The organism is Butyrivibrio sp. FC2001 (assembly GCF_000424125.1).
Classification (GTDB): Bacteria; Bacillota; Clostridia; order Lachnospirales; family Lachnospiraceae; genus Butyrivibrio.
Genome location: NZ_AUJH01000022.1, coordinates 58955 through 75759, shown reverse-complemented (window position 1 = coordinate 75759; position 16805 = coordinate 58955). Strand labels below are relative to the sequence as shown.

Annotated in this window: 18 protein-coding genes, 1 tRNA gene and 1 rRNA gene; all 20 read right to left on the bottom strand. The window is 40.6% G+C overall.

Features of this window, described 5'->3' with window-relative positions; genetic code table 11:
• A 16S ribosomal RNA gene (locus G601_RS0111205) occupies window positions 1–148 on the bottom strand; the annotation flags it as partial.
• Window positions 149–617: 469 nt separating this feature from the next.
• Window positions 618–705: transfer RNA gene (locus G601_RS0111200), tRNA-Ser, on the bottom strand.
• A 171-nt stretch (window positions 706–876) separates the two neighbouring features.
• The gene (locus G601_RS0111195) at window positions 877–1428 is read right to left on the bottom strand and encodes a Fe-S-containing hydro-lyase (RefSeq protein WP_026492859.1); all 552 of its coding nucleotides are present in this window, start codon (window positions 1426–1428) and stop codon (window positions 877–879) included.
• A gap of 108 nt (window positions 1429–1536) precedes the next feature.
• On the bottom strand, window positions 1537–2379 hold the full coding sequence (locus G601_RS0111190; protein ID WP_026665404.1) for a fumarate hydratase: 843 nt from the start codon (window positions 2377–2379) through the stop codon (window positions 1537–1539).
• Window positions 2380–2423: 44 nt separating this feature from the next.
• On the bottom strand, window positions 2424–2831 hold the full coding sequence (locus G601_RS0111185; protein WP_026492861.1) for an HIT family protein: 408 nt from the start codon (window positions 2829–2831) through the stop codon (window positions 2424–2426).
• Window positions 2828–3526: a rhomboid family intramembrane serine protease gene (locus G601_RS0111180; protein WP_051205765.1), complete on the bottom strand. Its 699-nt coding sequence runs from the start codon at window positions 3524–3526 to the stop codon at window positions 2828–2830. The genes G601_RS0111185 and G601_RS0111180 overlap by 4 nt, the downstream gene beginning before the upstream one ends.
• A 20-nt stretch (window positions 3527–3546) precedes the next feature.
• Window positions 3547–4548 carry an SCP2 sterol-binding domain-containing protein gene (locus tag G601_RS0111175; protein WP_026492863.1) on the bottom strand — a complete coding sequence of 334 codons (1002 nt, stop codon included), beginning with the start codon at window positions 4546–4548 and terminating at the stop codon, window positions 3547–3549.
• A gap of 63 nt (window positions 4549–4611) precedes the next feature.
• Window positions 4612–5976: a DUF6382 domain-containing protein gene (locus G601_RS0111165; protein WP_026665402.1), complete on the bottom strand. Its 1365-nt coding sequence runs from the start codon at window positions 5974–5976 to the stop codon at window positions 4612–4614.
• A 3-nt stretch (window positions 5977–5979) separates the two neighbouring features.
• The gene (locus tag G601_RS0111160) at window positions 5980–6471 is read right to left on the bottom strand and encodes a pilus assembly protein (protein WP_026492865.1); all 492 of its coding nucleotides are present in this window, start codon (window positions 6469–6471) and stop codon (window positions 5980–5982) included.
• Entirely contained in the window at window positions 6458–6937 is a 480-nt protein-coding gene (locus tag G601_RS0111155; RefSeq protein WP_026665401.1) for a prepilin peptidase, read from the bottom strand. The genes G601_RS0111160 and G601_RS0111155 overlap by 14 nt, the downstream gene beginning before the upstream one ends.
• Window positions 6938–6952: 15 nt before the next feature.
• A complete protein-coding gene (locus G601_RS0111150; protein ID WP_207638047.1) occupies window positions 6953–7813 on the bottom strand; it encodes a hypothetical protein in 861 nt (286 codons plus the stop codon).
• Window positions 7814–7907: 94 nt separating this feature from the next.
• Entirely contained in the window at window positions 7908–9353 is a 1446-nt protein-coding gene (locus tag G601_RS0111145) for a DUF5702 domain-containing protein (protein WP_196808872.1), read from the bottom strand.
• Complete coding sequence (locus G601_RS27435) at window positions 9331–9573, bottom strand: Flp1 family type IVb pilin (RefSeq protein WP_035786885.1); 243 nt, start codon at window positions 9571–9573, stop codon at window positions 9331–9333. Before G601_RS27435 ends, G601_RS0111145 begins: the two co-directional genes overlap by 23 nt.
• A 60-nt stretch (window positions 9574–9633) precedes the next feature.
• On the bottom strand, window positions 9634–11112 hold the full coding sequence (locus tag G601_RS0111135) for a type II secretion system F family protein (protein WP_026665398.1): 1479 nt from the start codon (window positions 11110–11112) through the stop codon (window positions 9634–9636).
• A gap of 12 nt (window positions 11113–11124) precedes the next feature.
• Window positions 11125–11850, bottom strand: a complete 726-nt coding sequence (locus G601_RS22960) for a type II secretion system F family protein (RefSeq protein ID WP_051205763.1) — start codon at window positions 11848–11850, stop codon at window positions 11125–11127.
• On the bottom strand, window positions 11825–13015 hold the full coding sequence (locus tag G601_RS0111125; protein WP_051205767.1) for a CpaF family protein: 1191 nt from the start codon (window positions 13013–13015) through the stop codon (window positions 11825–11827). Before G601_RS0111125 ends, G601_RS22960 begins: the two co-directional genes overlap by 26 nt.
• A gap of 47 nt (window positions 13016–13062) precedes the next feature.
• Window positions 13063–14016: a hypothetical protein gene (locus G601_RS0111120; protein WP_026665396.1), complete on the bottom strand. Its 954-nt coding sequence runs from the start codon at window positions 14014–14016 to the stop codon at window positions 13063–13065.
• 18 nt (window positions 14017–14034) lie between these two features.
• A complete protein-coding gene (locus tag G601_RS0111115) occupies window positions 14035–14466 on the bottom strand; it encodes a prepilin peptidase (protein ID WP_026665395.1) in 432 nt (143 codons plus the stop codon).
• Window positions 14467–14824: 358 nt separating this feature from the next.
• A complete protein-coding gene (locus tag G601_RS0111110) occupies window positions 14825–15301 on the bottom strand; it encodes a flagellar export chaperone FliS (RefSeq protein WP_026665394.1) in 477 nt (158 codons plus the stop codon).
• Window positions 15302–15327: 26 nt separating this feature from the next.
• Window positions 15328–16797: a flagellin N-terminal helical domain-containing protein gene (locus tag G601_RS25045; RefSeq protein WP_051205762.1), complete on the bottom strand. Its 1470-nt coding sequence runs from the start codon at window positions 16795–16797 to the stop codon at window positions 15328–15330.
• Window positions 16798–16805 lie beyond the last annotated feature (8 nt).

Here is a 16805-nt window from a genome sequence, read left to right as displayed (position 1 = left end):
CAGGTTGCCCACGCGTTACTCACCCGTCCGCCACTAAGATTTAACAAGATTCCGCCGAAGCCTCATCAGCGTTAAATCTCCGTTCGACTTGCATGTGTTAGGCACGCCGCCAGCGTTCATCCTGAGCCAGGATCGAACTCTCACGTTTAAATGTATCTCATCACCGAAGTGACTTGATCGTTCGTCTGACCAGAACTTAAGCTTGGCTTTTGTTCTGTCCGTTTTACCTTTAGTTAGGTTGTTTTGTTCTCTGAAATTTCTTTTTTGGAATTTTCAGGGTTGCATTACTATTTCATTGTCAATGTGCTTTGTCTTGGCTTGTCAGCCGCAACTCTGATATAATATCATGTTGACAACTCACTGTCAAGAACTTTTTTAATTTGTTTTCGTTCGCTTTATCTAGTGATCCGCTGAAACCTTCCGGTCAGCCGGCTGTCACTCGCAGCGAGCGAATATAAATATATCACCCACCCCTGTATGTGTCAATTACTTTTTTCATTTTTTTAAACTTTTTATAAAAACTTTAAAAATGTGGCTTTATTACAGGGGTTTCGGGCATTTTCCGAAGAAAATTTGCAATAAAAAATCCCCGGTAAATTACCGGGGAATAATTTGAACGGAGAAAGAGGGATTTGAACCCTCGCACCGCGTGAACGGTCTACACCCTTAGCAGGGGCGCCTCTTCAGCCACTTGAGTATTTCTCCATGTCTGAAAACCTCTACCAAATGGTATTTGGTTGTCGCGAATGACTGTATCATTAACGCAAAAGTAATTATACAAAGTAGAAGTATTGTTGTCAACAAGTCTTTTCATGTTATTTCAAAAAACTTATACATTACTATAATATTATGACAATTACTTTATATAAGTAGTGTTTACTCCGTACAGAATTCCTCTATAGCTGTTTCGTATAGATTGTTTCCCTCACTATCTATAACAACTATTGCAGGGAAGTCCTTTACTTCAAGTCTTCTGATAGCCTCTGTGCCAAGATCGTCATAGGCTATAACTTCAGATTTAACTATAGCTTTGGAAAGAAGTGCACCTGCACCTCCGATAGCAGCCATATATACTGCTCCGTTTCTTACTATGGCATCAATTACTTCCTTGGAGCGTTTACCCTTTCCTACCATTCCTCTAAGTCCCATATCAAGAAGTCTGGGCGCATACTTATCCATTCTGCTTGCTGTTGTGGGGCCTGCTGAACCAATTGGCCTTCCTTCTCTGGCAGGTGAAGGTCCCATATAGTATATGACGTTACCCGAGATATCAAGAGGAAGAGTCTCCCCTTTATCTAAGGTCTCGTTCATTCTCTTATGGGCAGCATCTCTTGCAGTATATATAACTCCTGAAATATATACCATATCTCCGCTATGTAATGACCTGGCTGTATCTGAATCAAATGGTGCTGTTATTTTTCTTTCCATGTAATGCGTCCTTTTACAACTTATTATAGTAAGCTTTTTGCTTTTTTTAATGTGCTAAATAATTTGTGTTTCTTCTATATATAGTATGTATTATTTACTATTTTGCTTTTAGACCACAACACTTCGATGTCTGTTTACGTGACAGCATATATTTATTGCCACAGGAAGTCCTGCAATATGTGTTGGATATGTATTGATGTTTACAGCAAGGGCTGTAACTGTTCCGCCAAGTCCGCCAGGACCTATTCCTGTCTTATTTATTCTTGCAAGAACCTCTTCTTCCATATCCTTTACATAGGGTATCTCTGAATGCTCTCCGACTTTTCTTGTGAGTGCTTCCTTAGCCATAAGCGCACACTTTTCAAATGTACCACCCACTCCGACTCCTACTACCATAGGAGGACATGCATTGGGACCTGCATCCTTAACAGCCTGCACTATTGCATTTTTCACACCTTCTTCGCCGTCTGCGGGCTTAAGCATGAAAACCCTGCTCATGTTCTCGCTACCAAAGCCCTTTGGAGCTATGGTGATCTCAACCTTATCACCGGGGACAATATTATAATGAATAACTGCCGGTGTATTATCGCCGGTGTTCTCTCTTATAAGAGGATCCTTTACTACGGATTTTCTAAGATACCCTTCTGTATATCCCTGTCGTACACCTTCATTGATGGCATCGGTAAGAACCCCGCCTTCAAAGTGTACTTCCTGACCTACATTCACAAAAAACACAGCCATTCCTGTGTCCTGGCATATAGGTATCTGGTCATTCCCTGCAATTTTAAGGTTTTCTTCCAGCTGATCAAATATGCGTCTTCCCAGATCGGACTTCTCGAGTTCTTTTGCTTTTTTTATAGCCTCCTCCATGTCCGGTGAGAGTTTATGGTTTGCATCTATACACAATTCTTTTACAGCCTTTGTTATTTCTGATACGTAAATATTTCTCAAAGCATTCCTCCGAAGTAGATAATGTACCGCCTATGCTCAATTAATTATTTTAATAACTCGCAGAGCTCCTTTAATTCTTCAGCTGAGGGCTCTGTCGGTTTCCAGAGTATGTGCTGTCCGTCATTTTCATATCTGGGTATTATATGTAAATGGAAATGATGTACTGTCTGGCCTGCTGCCGCACCGTTATTCTGAACAAGATTGAGTCCATCTGCTGAAAGCTTATCCTTTAATTTAGCTGCAAGTTTTTTCGCAAGCTTCATAGCTTCAGCTGCTGTATCCTCGGGAAGCTCAAAGAGATTTGCATAATGATCCTTGGGCAGAATGAGACAGTGTCCCTTGGTTGCCGGTCCGTTATCCAGTATTACATTGAATTTCTCATCCTCATAAATTGAGTTTGTGGGAATTTCACCGTTAGCAAGTTTGCAAAAAATACAATTTGAATCCTTCATAACCATTCCTCCATCGTATACTTCTTTCTTCCTATTATTGTTATAAGCAGAGCAATTATCACTCCGCCTAACAGTCCACCGATATGAGCAGCATTATCTATATTGTCTGCTGTAAAACCACTATAGATTGAAAGCCCTATCATAAGCGCAAGTCTCACCATCAGGTTGGAGCCTTTTCTAAGGTTTTTCCTTCCGAAGAAGACAATCACGGCAACTGCACCTATGATGCCAAATACTGCTCCGCTGGCTCCTATAGCCGGGATAAAGTTTCCTGTTCTATAGTCCCAATATGTGCTGGCAAGATTCCCTATTATTCCTGAAAGGAAATAAAGGAAAGTATAAGGAATATGCCCCAGGTCATATTCCACATTGGCTCCAACAAAAAAGAGTATGAGCATATTGCTGAAGAGATGCTCTACATCTGCATGCAAAAACATAGCTGACACCAGTCTGTAATAGTCTGTTCCTGCCAGAATGAGTTCGCTTCTGTGGTCAAACTTATCCACAAACATCCCACCTGCAAAAAAGCCATATATAAATATGATAATATTCAAAGCAATGATTATCGTGTTTATATATGAAGACTTTAGTATGCCTATCTGTCTGTTCCAGAAGGCTTCTGTATAGTCCTCTTGCTTTTTTTCGATGTATTGCTCCCGCTGCTCTTCTTTATATAGATCTCTTTCTTCGTCCATATTGTTGAAATCGCTCAATATCACTTAAATTCAAACAGCTGATCCATACTTCTAAGCAGTTTGAAATCTCCCTTCATCTTGAGATTACCTTCCATGAAGGCTCTTTGGAAGGTAAGTCTTCCGGAGACGATCTGTTCAAGAATTGTGGTGTTCATAGAAACATGAACGCTGCACTCAGATGCCTCTCCAAGCTTACACTCCATATCCTGGTTATCTATTCTGATCATGATGTCCTTGTCCTTAGGCTGATCAAGGAGAGACACCTGGTAAATAGCATGTATGCCTGCAACCGGTTTAAAATGTTTTTTAAAGCCGTTCACAAAATCTGCTGCATGCTCAGTTGCATGGTCTTTATCCATTTTGTCTCTGAAAATGCTGCTGAGCTCCTGTATGTCCTCTTTCTGCTTTTGTACATATTCCTCATTTGAAACATAGCGTGAAAGCTGCTCTGTTTCCTGTGGAGTAAGATCTGTGATCTTGGTTATGGATACCCTGTTCTTTACAGCCTGATTACTGGTGGGAAGGGACTCCATCTTCTGATTCATATTACGGTAGATGTTCTCTGCCTTTTTCTCGATGAGATTCTGATAGGTCTCATTTCTCTCGAAGGTAGAAGTATCTGCTATATATCCGCATATTCCATCAAGCGGTATTCCGCCAAGTATCTCCCATGCAGAAGAGAGCTCCATCATTCCCTCACGTTCTCCGTGAGTTGTGGACATGACTATGGGCGCCATATATAAGCCTGAAAGCTTTTCTTTATCACCATAAAGCCAGCAGGCATCCAAAAACTGATGCATATATCCACCTACACCAAACCACTCTACTGTTGATGCCAGTATTATTCCATCCGCATTTTTAATTGTTCCGGGAAGAGCTGTGATTCCATTTTTTTGCTCGAAAAGATTAAACTGCTCCACCTGCACATTTAACTCTTTAAAGACTTCCGTCATCTTGGAAAGGACTAAAAGCGTAGGATCGTCGATGATTCCCCTGCCACCGTAGTAAATATTAATTTTCATACCGCACTCTCCATTTGAAATTCGATCAAGTTAAAGCTTATTATACCATAATTCTCATTGGTTTTAGCGGAATGCATATACACATTTTCCAAAGGATACCTCATCATCCTCCTTAAGAGGAGCTTCTTCGTTGGGCATGAGTCTTTTCCCGTTAATGTAGGTACCGTTGGTTGAGTTGAGATCTTGTATCCATACTGTGTCCTCACCTTTATCTGGCTTATAGATTTTTGCATGCATTCTGGATACGCTCTTATCACTGATGATCACATCTGAGCAGGAATGGAGCTTACCAACTATGACAGGGAGGCTACCCAGATCGATATTGTTAAGCTCCGATTCCTCCTCAGCATATAGCTTATGTGCTCTTTCTCCAAAGTCCATTGTAAGTAAAACTGTTTCTTCTCCGTCATCATCCTCCGGAATCGGCGCTTCATTTCTTATATAAGGAGCTGGATTATTCTTCGTTTTCTTAGGTGTCTGTTCTTTCTCTTTATATGTAGTGATCTGAGGTTCTATCTCTCTATCTTCGTCGTCTTCGTCGTTATCATCCTTCTTTTTCCTGATGAAGGCTTTATCATTTTTCCGAAGCTGTATCAGGAAGCATGTAAGAGACATCATGATAGACACCATAAAAACTGCAATATCCAGAATGCTCTCTTCATAAGTGAGAACGTACGCATATCTCAGGTATACGAGAATCCCTGCAACAATAGCAAAAAGCATAGCCATTAGGAAATGCCCGCTTATTGGAAGCTTTATCTTTATCTTCTTTTCCTGGATTTTTTCATCATCGTCATCATCAAGGTCTTCATCATCATCGAAGTCTAAGTCATTGCGTTTAGGAAAATTATCAGAGGGCACTTCATCAATAATGAAGCTCACCTGCTGTTCTTCCTTTTCTTCTGCTATAACATTTTCAAGGAATGCAAAATCAATTCCGCTTCCGTCATAGATAGAATCCAAAAGCTTATATATCAGCTTTGCACCCCTTTCATCCTCCATATCTGCGTATTCCATTATGCTTTCCATGAAGGCTTCATCAGCAGTTTCCTCGTGACCGGGATCATAGATAAACGAAAAGCGTCCGGAGGATAATTCTTCAAAAACACCCACCGGGGATAAGATGATATGGCATGGATCAAGCAGGTAATCTCCAAGATTCCTGGCAGTCTGCACCAGGTCTTTAAAAAAATTCATGAGCTTTTCATAGGACATCTTTTTCCTGTCGTATCTATTTTTTAAGCTCTGCCTTGAGTCTATCTCGTAATACAGGTAGTAACACTCATCCATGTTTCTCAAGGTAAATGGAAGAAGTCCATTTATCTTGTTGTTTTCAAGCATCTTATATTGGAACAGGTTCTCCTCACTTACCTCTGTCTTCATTATTAGATAGTTGTGCTTAGAATCCTTAAAATACTGTATATCCATTTATCATTCCCTTTCCTTATTTGTGTGTCCCTTGAAAATATCCATGGTTCTTTTTATTCGCCTGACAGTTTTAGCATTATTCCTGATTTTTACGCGAGCTGCTGCCTCGGACTCCCAGATCTGTGGAATTTTTGAAAAATAGCCATACAAGGCTCTGTGATTTGTCCGAATTTTTCCAGTTACAGTTATTTCTTTCCCACTTTGACCGGAGCCGATTTCAGGAGCACTGCTCCCAAAGTATTTCCCTGCTGTCTTATCTGATGCATGGTCAGCGATATACTCTGTCGGTGAGCCATAGCCCTGCTTTTCATATAAGAGGGCTGACCTGAATCCCAGAATATAGACGTCCTGGGCTAGGATGCACCTCCCGTATACAAGGAAAGACATATAAATAATCAGTACGATTCCAAATATCGCTGCAGGAATTACTAGCGCAGCTTCCACCGTCATATATGCATCGATGTTTTTCTTATTCTTTTTATTAATTGAATGCAAAGCTCATTACCCCCAATCCTGCAGTTAAGAACGGAATAAAGGCAAGTGTGCTTTTACCATTTACTCTGTGCATTGCAAGAAGAATTACGCTTGCGATGGCTGAAAAGCAAAAGCCTATAAAAATCGCAAGCATCATATCTGTCATTCCCATAACAGGGCCTAAGGAGAGCGCCATAAGGCCATCTCCTAATCCAAGTCCCTGCCGTGATATAAAGCAAATAATAATAAGCAGAACGCCGGGAAAAAGTGATAATAAAAGATCATTAATATTTGCTCTTTCCGCTGACAGCTGATACAGACAGTAAATGAAGGACAACAGAATCTGAACGAACGGGAATGATACCGGTATCTTCTTACTTCTGATATCAAAAATCGCCGCGCAGGATAATAGGATCAGCGCAATTGTTTTAAACATTAATTCCGTTTCGTAATAGCTGTCTATTGAATTAAGTATTTCCATCTTCATATAATCCTTTCATTTTTATCTGGCGCACTCACTGCATGGACTTCTGCCTGCTGCCTCAGATAGGCGTACTGTTTTTATAGTTCTTTTTATTCCACTACAGTTTCTGTCGCTGTGGTATCTGTTTCCATAATTGGTTATATAGACTGTTTGTCCTGCTCTTTTTCCGCAGTACTCACAGGGGTAAAACTTTCCTCTGTCCTTATTTCTCTTTGATGAGACTTCTTTTTTGGAGACGCTTTTGACAGAAAGCTTAAGATGAGAACAATCAAGGCTTTTGTGATAAGCTGTTCCGCTCTCAGTGATATATACAAGCTCATCCTCTTCTTCATCATCCTCCAGGGCTTCGCCTCTAACGTCATAGCCCGTAAATGCATGCCCATAAAATCTACCCTCAACAGAGAAGTTTTTAAAGGCAGCTATTCCAAAGAGCGGATGTACCTTATATGTTGCGACAATATCTATGACATCACCGTCAGATTCCAGGGCTGTCTGCGCAAAGCTAAGTCCTGATGATCCGTTGCAGATAGGGCTGTGCTCTAAATAGTCCTCGCCAAGGTATTGCTTAACCATACGGCTTGCCATCGCAGCATTTACTGCGCCGGACACTATATCCTCAGTTGTGCCACCTTCTCCGTATCCTAAAAAGGATTTTGTAGCAGCTTTGTTGATCATTATCTGGCTGCCTGTCTGATGTAAGGCTGCTTCCAAATCGCATTGGAGTTTTAGAATGTCAAAAACGCATAAAAGATTTACAAAAAAGAATAGGAATATAGGGAGCACTATTGATGCCTCAACTGTGACAGAAGCAGCCAACGATGACCTTTTTCGATAGGCCCGAAGAAGCACAAAGTCCTTTATGAAACTATCAATTACCATAGATTTCTTCGAACGATTTTCCATTTTATTTTCCAATTTATTTTTTCCTATTTGTATTATTTATTGAAAAAGGCCATCGCTGGCTACTCCTGTTTTACTCAAACATCTCGTAACCATAGACACGCTCTATTTCTATCCTTTTGTTGTATGCACCATTAATATCAAACTGAGCACTTAATACATCTACGCAGTTGTCTATCCTGAATCCGGAATTTCCTTCCGTTTTTCTTATGTTCATCTCAATGATGTCCATTAGTCTCTTTGTTTTCTTATCCTTACCTTCCATAAAGATGAGCATATTAAGATAATCCTCATAGCTTAGTCCTGACCCGCCGCCATTTTTCAGGTGATCCCTGAATTCAAGCATGTTTTCGATGGACAGATTCCAGGATTCAGCTGTCTTTATGATCGGAACCTTTCCGCCGCTGAGTAGAATCCTTAGGTCTGATATTGTCTCTGCGAAGGTCCAGGCAAAGACTATTGCCATCTTAATGACCTCCTGAAGCTCGGGGAGGGTTAATAATACCGATGCAGTAAGTGCCAATGCCTCAGCCTCTGCAAGCTTTGCTGCGTCTGACATGATGTATGCAAAGTTTGCCGCTTCCTTCCAGAGAAAGAGTTTTTCGACCACCTTTTCAAGATTGGCATAGTCACTGTCCTTCCCGGCATAGATATATTCAAGCTCGTACTTTAATCTGGTATCTTCCTTCTTCTGCCCATAGCATCCACATTTTTCATGAAGATATTTCTCAAATAGGAGTGTCGGTCCGATTCCTGTATCCTCAGATTCATCAAGTCCTGTTCCTTTATTAAGGCTACGGTTTGATGCGTATACCGAGGAATCGATTGCAGCTGAAGATATTGCATTTATGTCGGGAGCTGCAAGGGAAAGGATTCCTATACTTTTCTGGGCTGTTACCTGTCCGGCAGGGTTATCAGCGTAATAGGTTTCATCCTCACCGTTGCCATCGGTATCTGCATAATGTGGCTGCGATATCTCACTTTGGTTGTCATTTGCTTCCTGTTCCACATCTGTTTCATCAAAGCCGCTTCTTTTAAGTTCATCCACATTATCCTGAATGCTTCCAATCGCTGCTTCTACCGGATCCACTTCCATGTATTTAAGGATCTGCCTTCTTAAAACAGCTCCGCCGCCATCTGATGCAAAGGAGTAACCCGTTATATTCACCTCACTGAGCTTTGCCGGCATCAGCGTTGTTCTTCCTGTAACTTTTCCGATTGTTGTCATCTCAAAGTTCTTTGAAAAATAATCTTCCAGATGCTCTCTTGTTTTGATTATTGACCCTGTATTTGTTCCGTAAGCTGTGTCGATGAAAAGAAGTCCGTATTTATCGAAAAGCTCTCTGTTATATTCTCCAAGCACTGAGTTCATCGCTATATCCATAGAAAGCTCCGACTTCATTTTCACTGCGCCGCTTCTCGCACCCTGTAGGAGTGCAAGAATAAGCGCAAGAATTATTGTCAGCGAAAGTGACAGATACACGGTCATATAGGCATCAGCCTGTAACCTTCGCCGCATCGTCGTTAATTGTTTTAAAGATCTCGGTAACAAGTCCGTCTATCTCCTTCTTGAAAACTATGACCAATCCAATGAGAACAACGATTATGAGAATTACTTCGACCGTTCCCATTCCTGACTCATCATTTATCAGTTCCTTAAATTTTTCTTTGGCACTATATGCCAGGTCTCTTGATCGGGCTCCTAATAAAGAAACCCTTTTTAATAATGTTTCCTTCATTTTTCCTCCTTGTGTTGAAATATTATTTATAAGTAACACCCTGTGGGCGATTACTCTCTGTCAGAATGAGAGATATGCCGGCACCATGATAACTACCATTACGATTAGCAGCATCATTACCATCGGAACAAGAAGCTTTGTTCCGGCCTCTTCTCCGAGCTTTCTTGCATAGGACATTCTCTCCAATGTGGCTTTATCTGATTCCTCGCGAAGAAGCGTCAGCATTTCCGAATTTCCTTTTTTGAGATTTTGTGACAAAAGTGTCACAAGTCTTGCGTACTGCTGTGAGCCGCAGCGTATTCCCAGACGCTCATATACATTTATTTCCGGGACTCCGCTCTCAAGCTCTCTGCAGCTTTTGGTTATCTCTTCATATAAAAAGCTCTTTTTTCCACCTTCCCTGATATGCTCTTTATATTCCTTGGAAAACTTCATAAGGATTGCTCTTACTGACATTCCGCTTCCCATATAAAGAACAAGTCTTGATACAAATCCCGGATACTCCAAAGTCATTTGCTTTCGTCTGTCCTCAACCTTCTTTGAAAGGTCCTTGTCACCCATAGCAAATATTGAAATTGCTGCAATGACTGACATAAGAAGAATCAAAAAGCTGTTATCCTCTGTCTTCTCTTTCCAGAAAAGTGTTATTCCTTCAGCATCTGCAGGAAGTGAAAAGCTGTCCTTAGTCCTTGTTTCTTCCTCTGTCTCTGTAAGGCTCTCGTTTACCTCCTGGTACAGGATTTCCTCATCAGTAAAGTCTTTAGGGATTACCTTTACGTCAAAGACATGCTCCCATTCGTAATCCTTGTATTTAATAGTCGCTGTAAGAAGAGACTTTTCTCCTTTGAACGAAATGTCATCATTTATGGTCTTCCCGTCGGAATGAAGGGCATCGATATTATCGGATTTCCAGGATATTTCGAAGGGATAGCCTTTAATTTTGTCAGGAAGATAAAGATCCTCTTTTACATGGTTTAGGTCTTTGTTTTCTCCAACTATTACAGTAGAAAGCTCGCTGATAAGCTTCGTATAGAGCTTCTCCGCTTCAGCTTTCGTGTATTCGATCTCACTTATTTTTAGTGAAAAATCTCCGACGCTTTCACCATTTTCATCAACCGCAACAAGCCTTGCTTCCTTTTCTCCCTTGCCATAGTCGCTTCTCATGATTTCGCCTTCAGCATTAAGGTTTGATTCCCTGCCCGAAGAATATGCTGCAAGGATTGCAAGCATTGATCCCATGAATATGAGTATCAGCATGGTGCTAATTTTCTTTATGTAATAAGAGGAAAGCTTTTTATTTATGTCCCCCTCTGAGTCAAGCTTTATTAGGTTATCCTTCACATGTCTTCTTCCGGGAGAACTTAGGAAAAACCTGTTTTTCCTCAAGAACCTTCTATATATGTAGGAGGCTGTTTTCATAAACAGTTTCTCAATCCCGGATGTTGCTTCTTCCTCGGAGATACTCTCATCAGATGAAAGGAGAGCCAGAAGCATCATGTACAGGGGAATAACCAAATACAAAACGTATATATATTTCATGTGTGTCTCTTTCTAAATCTCGATATCTATTATTCTTTGCATGAGTATGTATGCTGCGATGTAGATCACAAGACAGGCTGTCATCACGGTTATTCCAAGGATGTTTCCGTACAGAGCATCAAAAAATCCGGGGTTCGTTATACCGACATAAGTCATGATCCCAAAGGGTACGGCCTCCATAATCTGGGCTTCCATACGCTTTGCTGCTATAAGGACGTCTATCTCATTTTCAACTTCCATTCTTTTTCCTATGACGTCGATGCACCTTTCTATAGTGTCAGTCATATTTCCGCCGCTTCTTTTCGCTATTGCAAAAACTCCTGCAAATTCTTCTATATCCTTGTTTTTGCTTCTTTTTCCAAGCTCCCTGATCATGGCCTCGATGGTGACGTTATTCTTAATTCCCTGCTCTATGCTCAGGAGCTCCCTGCAGATAGGCGAACTTTTTCCGTAAAGAATGCGCATGTCATGTATTGCTTCAGAAAAAGAATTTTCGATAGAATATCCTGCTTTTCCTGCAGCAAGAACAGACATCATTGCATCCTTGAACTGAATTCCAAGATCATGATTTTCTTTCTTCTGCTTTCTTTCTTTTTGAATAACAAACCAGGGGATCGACAGTGGAAACATCAGAATTGATGCAATAAAACTGCCATAGAAGAGTTTTCCGATAATGAAAAGAATAAGAATGTTTCTTCCTATAAGTGGAATATCAAACGCTGTTACTTTGAGCTCCAAAACCCGCCGCTTCCAGCTTTGATACATTTTCAAGTTCATTCTCGCACCTCCATTCTCCGACTATTTTTCCGGATTCGTTTGTGCCAGTCTCATGAAATTTATAAAGTGTACGAATCTCTATTTCGTCTGTCATATCGTTAATCCTTCCTGTCAGCTCGCATACCTCAAGGACTTTTCTTGTTTTATCCCTGAGTCTTCCAAGCTGAACAATAATATCTATTCCTGAGGCGATCTGCCCTCTGACCGCTGACAAGGGTATATCCATTCCCATGAGAAACATTGTCTCAAGTCTTGAAAGCATGTCTTTTGCGCTGTTGGCATGACCTGTCGACATTGATATATGACCGGTATTCATAGCCTGTAGCATATCTACGCACTCATCACCTCTGACCTCTCCAACGACAATTCTGTCAGGTCTCATTCTGAGCGAAGATTTTATAAGGTCACGAATGGTGATTTCCTTACATCCCTCCACATTGGCATTGCGTGTCTCCATCCTAACAAGGTTGGGGACATGCCTTATCTGAAGCTCAGCGTTGTCTTCTATCGTAATAACTCGCTCATCCTTTGGAATGCTGTCAGATAATGCATTTAAGAATGTAGTCTTTCCAGAACCCGTTCCGCCGGATATAAAAATGTTATAACCAGCCTTTACCAGTGTCTGTAAGTATTCTGCAAGATCCTTTTCAATTGAACCAATGCTGATAAGCTTATCGATGGTAATGGGATTATCCGGAAACCTTCGTATAGTCAGTATCGGTCCGTTCAGTGCGACCGGAGGAAGCACCGCATTCACTCGGGATCCGTTTTCAAGACGGGCATCAACTATAGGAGACGCTTCATTTACTACTCTGTTACATTTGCTTACTATCTGCTGAATGACATCCTCGAGCTTAGCGACGGATTCAAATCTCATTTCATGTCTGAAAAGTCTGCCATTTTTTTCAACAAAGATGTGGTCGGTTCCGTTTACCATGATCTCCGTGATCTCCGGATCATCCACCAGGAGCTGTAAGACATCAAGCTTTCTTATCGAAAAGAAAAGCTCCTGCCTTAGTCTAACCTTCTCATCAAGAGAGAGTTTTATGTTCTTACACTCTGTTAGTATTCCTCTGTCTATTCTTTCAAGCATCTCTTCGTCATCAACATCTCTGGTAAAATCCATGCTCTCAAGAATGTTTTCTCTTATTTTTATTTTCAGATCTTCATGTTTCAAAGCACGCTTCCTCCGCTCCTGCTTATCCTGTGGAGCTTCTTCATATCAAAGCTGTCATCATTTTTAAGTTCTTCCAAAAACAAATTGCTTCTCATAGTTGCAAAGTAATCATCATCCCAAAGCATATAAAGCTCATCACACAGATGGATCATTCCGAAAAGATCTCTTACTCCCTCGGAAATATCCAGGATCAGATTCTCGTATTTTCCGGTGCTACCTATCATTCCGATAAGTTTTTCATATTCCTTTGCAGTGATCATTCTGCTCTGACAGGCAGAATTGGAAGCTGGAATAAAATCCATCTCATTGTCATGCTTAAGTATTCTCTCTAAATAAATGCCGAATTTATCACCTGCACATTCCGCAAAGTACATAAGATCTATCAGATTTTCTTCATAAGCTTCGTTTCGTATAGTTTCATTGGTGCAAAGACAGTCCGTATTTATATAGATGGTTTTCTTATTTTTAGACAGTTCCTTTGCATAGGTAATCGCTTCCTTTGTCTGATTATTATTAAGTACAGGCGTATAAAACCCTGTCACCTTCATTCTGTCTTCAGATAAGGTGTCCTTCCCCTTAACTACCAGGCCCGGAATATCGAGACACATGCTAAGAATTGTATCCGTAATCTTTTCGCTCTTTTGATATTTATCTGTATATCTGATATCAGCATTTTGATTACCGTAGGTTGGCTCATCCTCGGAAAGACATTTTTCTTTTTCTCTTAAAACCAGTACATGTTCAAAGCCATTTATAGCTGACCTTTCATATAGTGACTGAGATATCAGAAGTAAAATGTTCTTTCCCTTTTCTATAAAGCCTGAAAGTCTGTCTGTATCCGTGATCCCATATATCTCAAATGAGATGCTGAGGTTATCTCTTATGTAACCATCAAGCTTTTTCAAATAGTTCTTATCGCTGTCGCATATTATTAAGATGTTCTTATTCATAATTCATTTCCTCGTAAATCACATACATACCAGTGCGTTTTCTCCGGTCACCAGAAGTACTGCAATAAGTACCGGAACCGCAAAGTGGATTGTTTGTCGCATTTTACCTTTAACAATGATCTTTATTATTCCGATCAAAGCTCCGATAACAAAGGACATTATCATGCAGCAGATAAGCTCACCCGTAGGGAGGAACAGTGATATAACAGTAAGTAGTTTAAGATCACCTGCGCCGATGCCCTTCACCATGTAAACCGGAATAAGTATTAAAAAGGTTATCAGCATTTTTATTCCCATCTCTTTAATGGAGATGTTCATTTCCTTATCCAGGAAGCTCATCATCACTCCTGCCAGAGCTCCGATAAGGAGCCAGGCGTTAAAAATTTTGTTTTTCAATATATCTGTAATTGCTGACCCTGCAGCCAGGCAATATAAAACCGAAAGTGTCATTGTTTTTTCCTTTCATAGAGATTTGTAAATATGCCGGTGCTTATGCGAATGCATTAAAGAATGATCAGGGGACAGAATGCCTACACCGGCATATTTAGTTTTTAAAACTGATGTTGCCTATCCATTTCCAATTTTTCTTGGACAACGGTGACGATATTATCAAAAGCTTTCTGAATGCACAACCCCACTAAATGCCGTGTTTTTTTGTTTCGATTTTTTTCTTAAGGAATTCTTATTTTTATATGTACGGCCAATAAATAAGCCGAACAGATCACTAAAAAGTTACCTGTTCGGCTGTTTTATTAATATATAGTAGGAAAAATTCCCAAATTGTAAATATTAAGCTTTTTTTAAATTTTTAGGCCATATATCCTCTGGACATAACATTGTCAGCAAAACTCTCCTTTAAATTGCCCTTTCCGTAGGTCAGACCTGCGTATACCTTGGGTACATTTGTCATAAGGGCCTCATCATTATTCATCTTTTCAAGTTGAACATAGGCTGAGTGAAGAGCTTCGAAGGTTTTGTTTACATGATTCAGTTCCTCATCACTGTTTTTTGCTGTCGCTATAAGGATCTGTCTCTTTTCAAAAAGATATAGAGCAAGAAGGTTTTTCCCCAGTTCATAATTAAGATTTAGGGAATGTATCAGCTCATCGATACAGTTCATCGCTTTTGATAATCCTTCCGAAAAACCCTTCTTGTCGTCTAATTCCAGTGCATCCTTTGCCTCAGCGAGATAATCAAGAACCATCTCATAGAGGATTGTGATCATCTGGGTTTTATTTGCCATTGTGATTCTTCTTGTATAAACCTGTATTTTTTCCTGTGTCATATCAGATTACCTCAATTCCAAAATAATTACTGAAGGAGCTGTAAAACCTGCTGAGGTCTTTCGTTTGCCTGTGCAAGCATGCTGGTTCCTGCCTGTGACAGTACCTGCTGAGTTGAGTAAACTGTCATTTCCTCAGCCATATCCACATCCATTATTCTGGAATATGCTGCTGTCATGTTTTCATTTGTGACATCTATATTGCTGACTGTATGATCAAGTCTGTTCTGATATGCACCAAGTCTGCTTCGAATATCGGAAATCTTTTGAAGAGCATTGCCGATATCCTCTATTGCCTGATCGGCACCCGTATGGGGTGCTGCTTTTATGCGCTCATCTGATGCAGCTTCTACGTTTTCTAATATTTTGTTGTAATCCTCTTCTGTTATTTCACCATTGTCGCATCTTCTTCTGGCTTCTGCTATGGTTCTTGCTTCTTCAACGTTGATGAAATGAAGGACTTCTCCATCCTGTCCCCTTGTATAATCCAGGCGCTCATCTTCGGCGTTGTAATATGTTGTATTTATGATCGCCTCTTTTTCTACAGCTGTAAGGTAATCACAATTATTAATGAACTCTACTGCATCGATCAGATCATCTGTATAGGTTCTGCTGACATCGGTATATGCAATACCAAGATTTGTCAGGGTTATCTTGGGTATTCTGATATCAAGGGTCTGTCCTTCGTTAGCACCAACCTGCATAGTCATGGCACCCTTTCTGGTGAGCTCCATGTCTATTCTCTCTCCTTCGAGATTCTTGTTGGCTTTTATTTCTATCTCTTTTCCATCTCTTGTGGACAGCTTGATAATGTCTCCGTCAACGCTGACGTTTGCCTGGTACATGTAGTTAACTTCTTTTTCTCTGCCCTGGGCCATTGTTATTCTGGTGACATCGACTTTTACAGAATCAGCTTTATATCCCTTATCATCTACAAGGGTAACCTCACCGGTACTCTCGTTATATTCACAGTAAAGGCCTTCTATGTAATACTTTCCGCTATCGATAACGTCACTATAGCTGTTTACTGTGACATTGGGCTCTGTTACATCATCGATTGTGACATAGCCTCTATAATCAAAGGAACCGTCCAGAAGAGTCTGTCCATTAAACTGGGTTGCCTCTGATATTCTTGTGATTTCCTCTTTAAGCTGTGCTACTTCATCCTGGATAATTCGAAGATCGGTCTCACTGTTAGTTCCGTTTGCAGCCTGAATTGCTACTTCGCTCATTCTCTGCAAAATATCATGAACCTCTGTCAGTGTTCCGTCAGCGGTCTGGATTACTGAGATAGCATCTCCTGAGTTACCGCTTGCAGTCTCAAGACTTCTGATCTGCGCATGCATTCTTCTGGATATTGCCAGTCCTGAGGGGTTATCCTTAGCATTTGCTATTTTGAGACCGCTGGAGAGTCTCTGTATTGATTCTGAAAGTTTGTTGTCGTTTGCAACAAGTGCATTGTTCGCTATCATTGCTGAAATGTTGTAATTGATCTGCATGATGACCT

What these genes read in the sequence shown, in the direction of transcription:
- G601_RS0111195 (WP_026492859.1), bottom strand. Translation starts at nt 1,428, where the DNA reads ATGGAAAGAAAAATAACAGCACCATTTGATTCAGATACAGCCAGGTCA.
- G601_RS0111185 (WP_026492861.1), bottom strand. Translation starts at nt 2,831, where the DNA reads ATGAAGGATTCAAATTGTATTTTTTGCAAACTTGCTAACGGTGAAATT.
- G601_RS0111180 (WP_051205765.1), bottom strand. Translation starts at nt 3,526, where the DNA reads ATGGACGAAGAAAGAGATCTATATAAAGAAGAGCAGCGGGAGCAATAC.
- G601_RS0111175 (WP_026492863.1), bottom strand. Translation starts at nt 4,548, where the DNA reads ATGAAAATTAATATTTACTACGGTGGCAGGGGAATCATCGACGATCCT.
- G601_RS0111165 (WP_026665402.1), bottom strand. Translation starts at nt 5,976, where the DNA reads ATGGATATACAGTATTTTAAGGATTCTAAGCACAACTATCTAATAATG.
- G601_RS0111155 (WP_026665401.1), bottom strand. Translation starts at nt 6,937, where the DNA reads ATGAAGATGGAAATACTTAATTCAATAGACAGCTATTACGAAACGGAA.
- G601_RS0111150 (WP_207638047.1), bottom strand. Translation starts at nt 7,813, where the DNA reads ATGGTAATTGATAGTTTCATAAAGGACTTTGTGCTTCTTCGGGCCTAT.
- G601_RS0111145 (WP_196808872.1), bottom strand. Translation starts at nt 9,353, where the DNA reads ATGCGGCGAAGGTTACAGGCTGATGCCTATATGACCGTGTATCTGTCA.
- G601_RS27435 (WP_035786885.1), bottom strand. Translation starts at nt 9,573, where the DNA reads ATGAAGGAAACATTATTAAAAAGGGTTTCTTTATTAGGAGCCCGATCA.
- G601_RS0111135 (WP_026665398.1), bottom strand. Translation starts at nt 11,112, where the DNA reads ATGAAATATATATACGTTTTGTATTTGGTTATTCCCCTGTACATGATG.
- G601_RS0111125 (WP_051205767.1), bottom strand. Translation starts at nt 13,015, where the DNA reads ATGGATTTTACCAGAGATGTTGATGACGAAGAGATGCTTGAAAGAATA.
- G601_RS0111120 (WP_026665396.1), bottom strand. Translation starts at nt 14,016, where the DNA reads ATGAATAAGAACATCTTAATAATATGCGACAGCGATAAGAACTATTTG.
- G601_RS0111115 (WP_026665395.1), bottom strand. Translation starts at nt 14,466, where the DNA reads ATGACACTTTCGGTTTTATATTGCCTGGCTGCAGGGTCAGCAATTACA.
- G601_RS0111110 (WP_026665394.1), bottom strand. Translation starts at nt 15,301, where the DNA reads ATGACACAGGAAAAAATACAGGTTTATACAAGAAGAATCACAATGGCA.
- G601_RS25045 (WP_051205762.1), bottom strand. Translation starts at nt 16,797, where the DNA reads ATGCAGATCAATTACAACATTTCAGCAATGATAGCGAACAATGCACTT.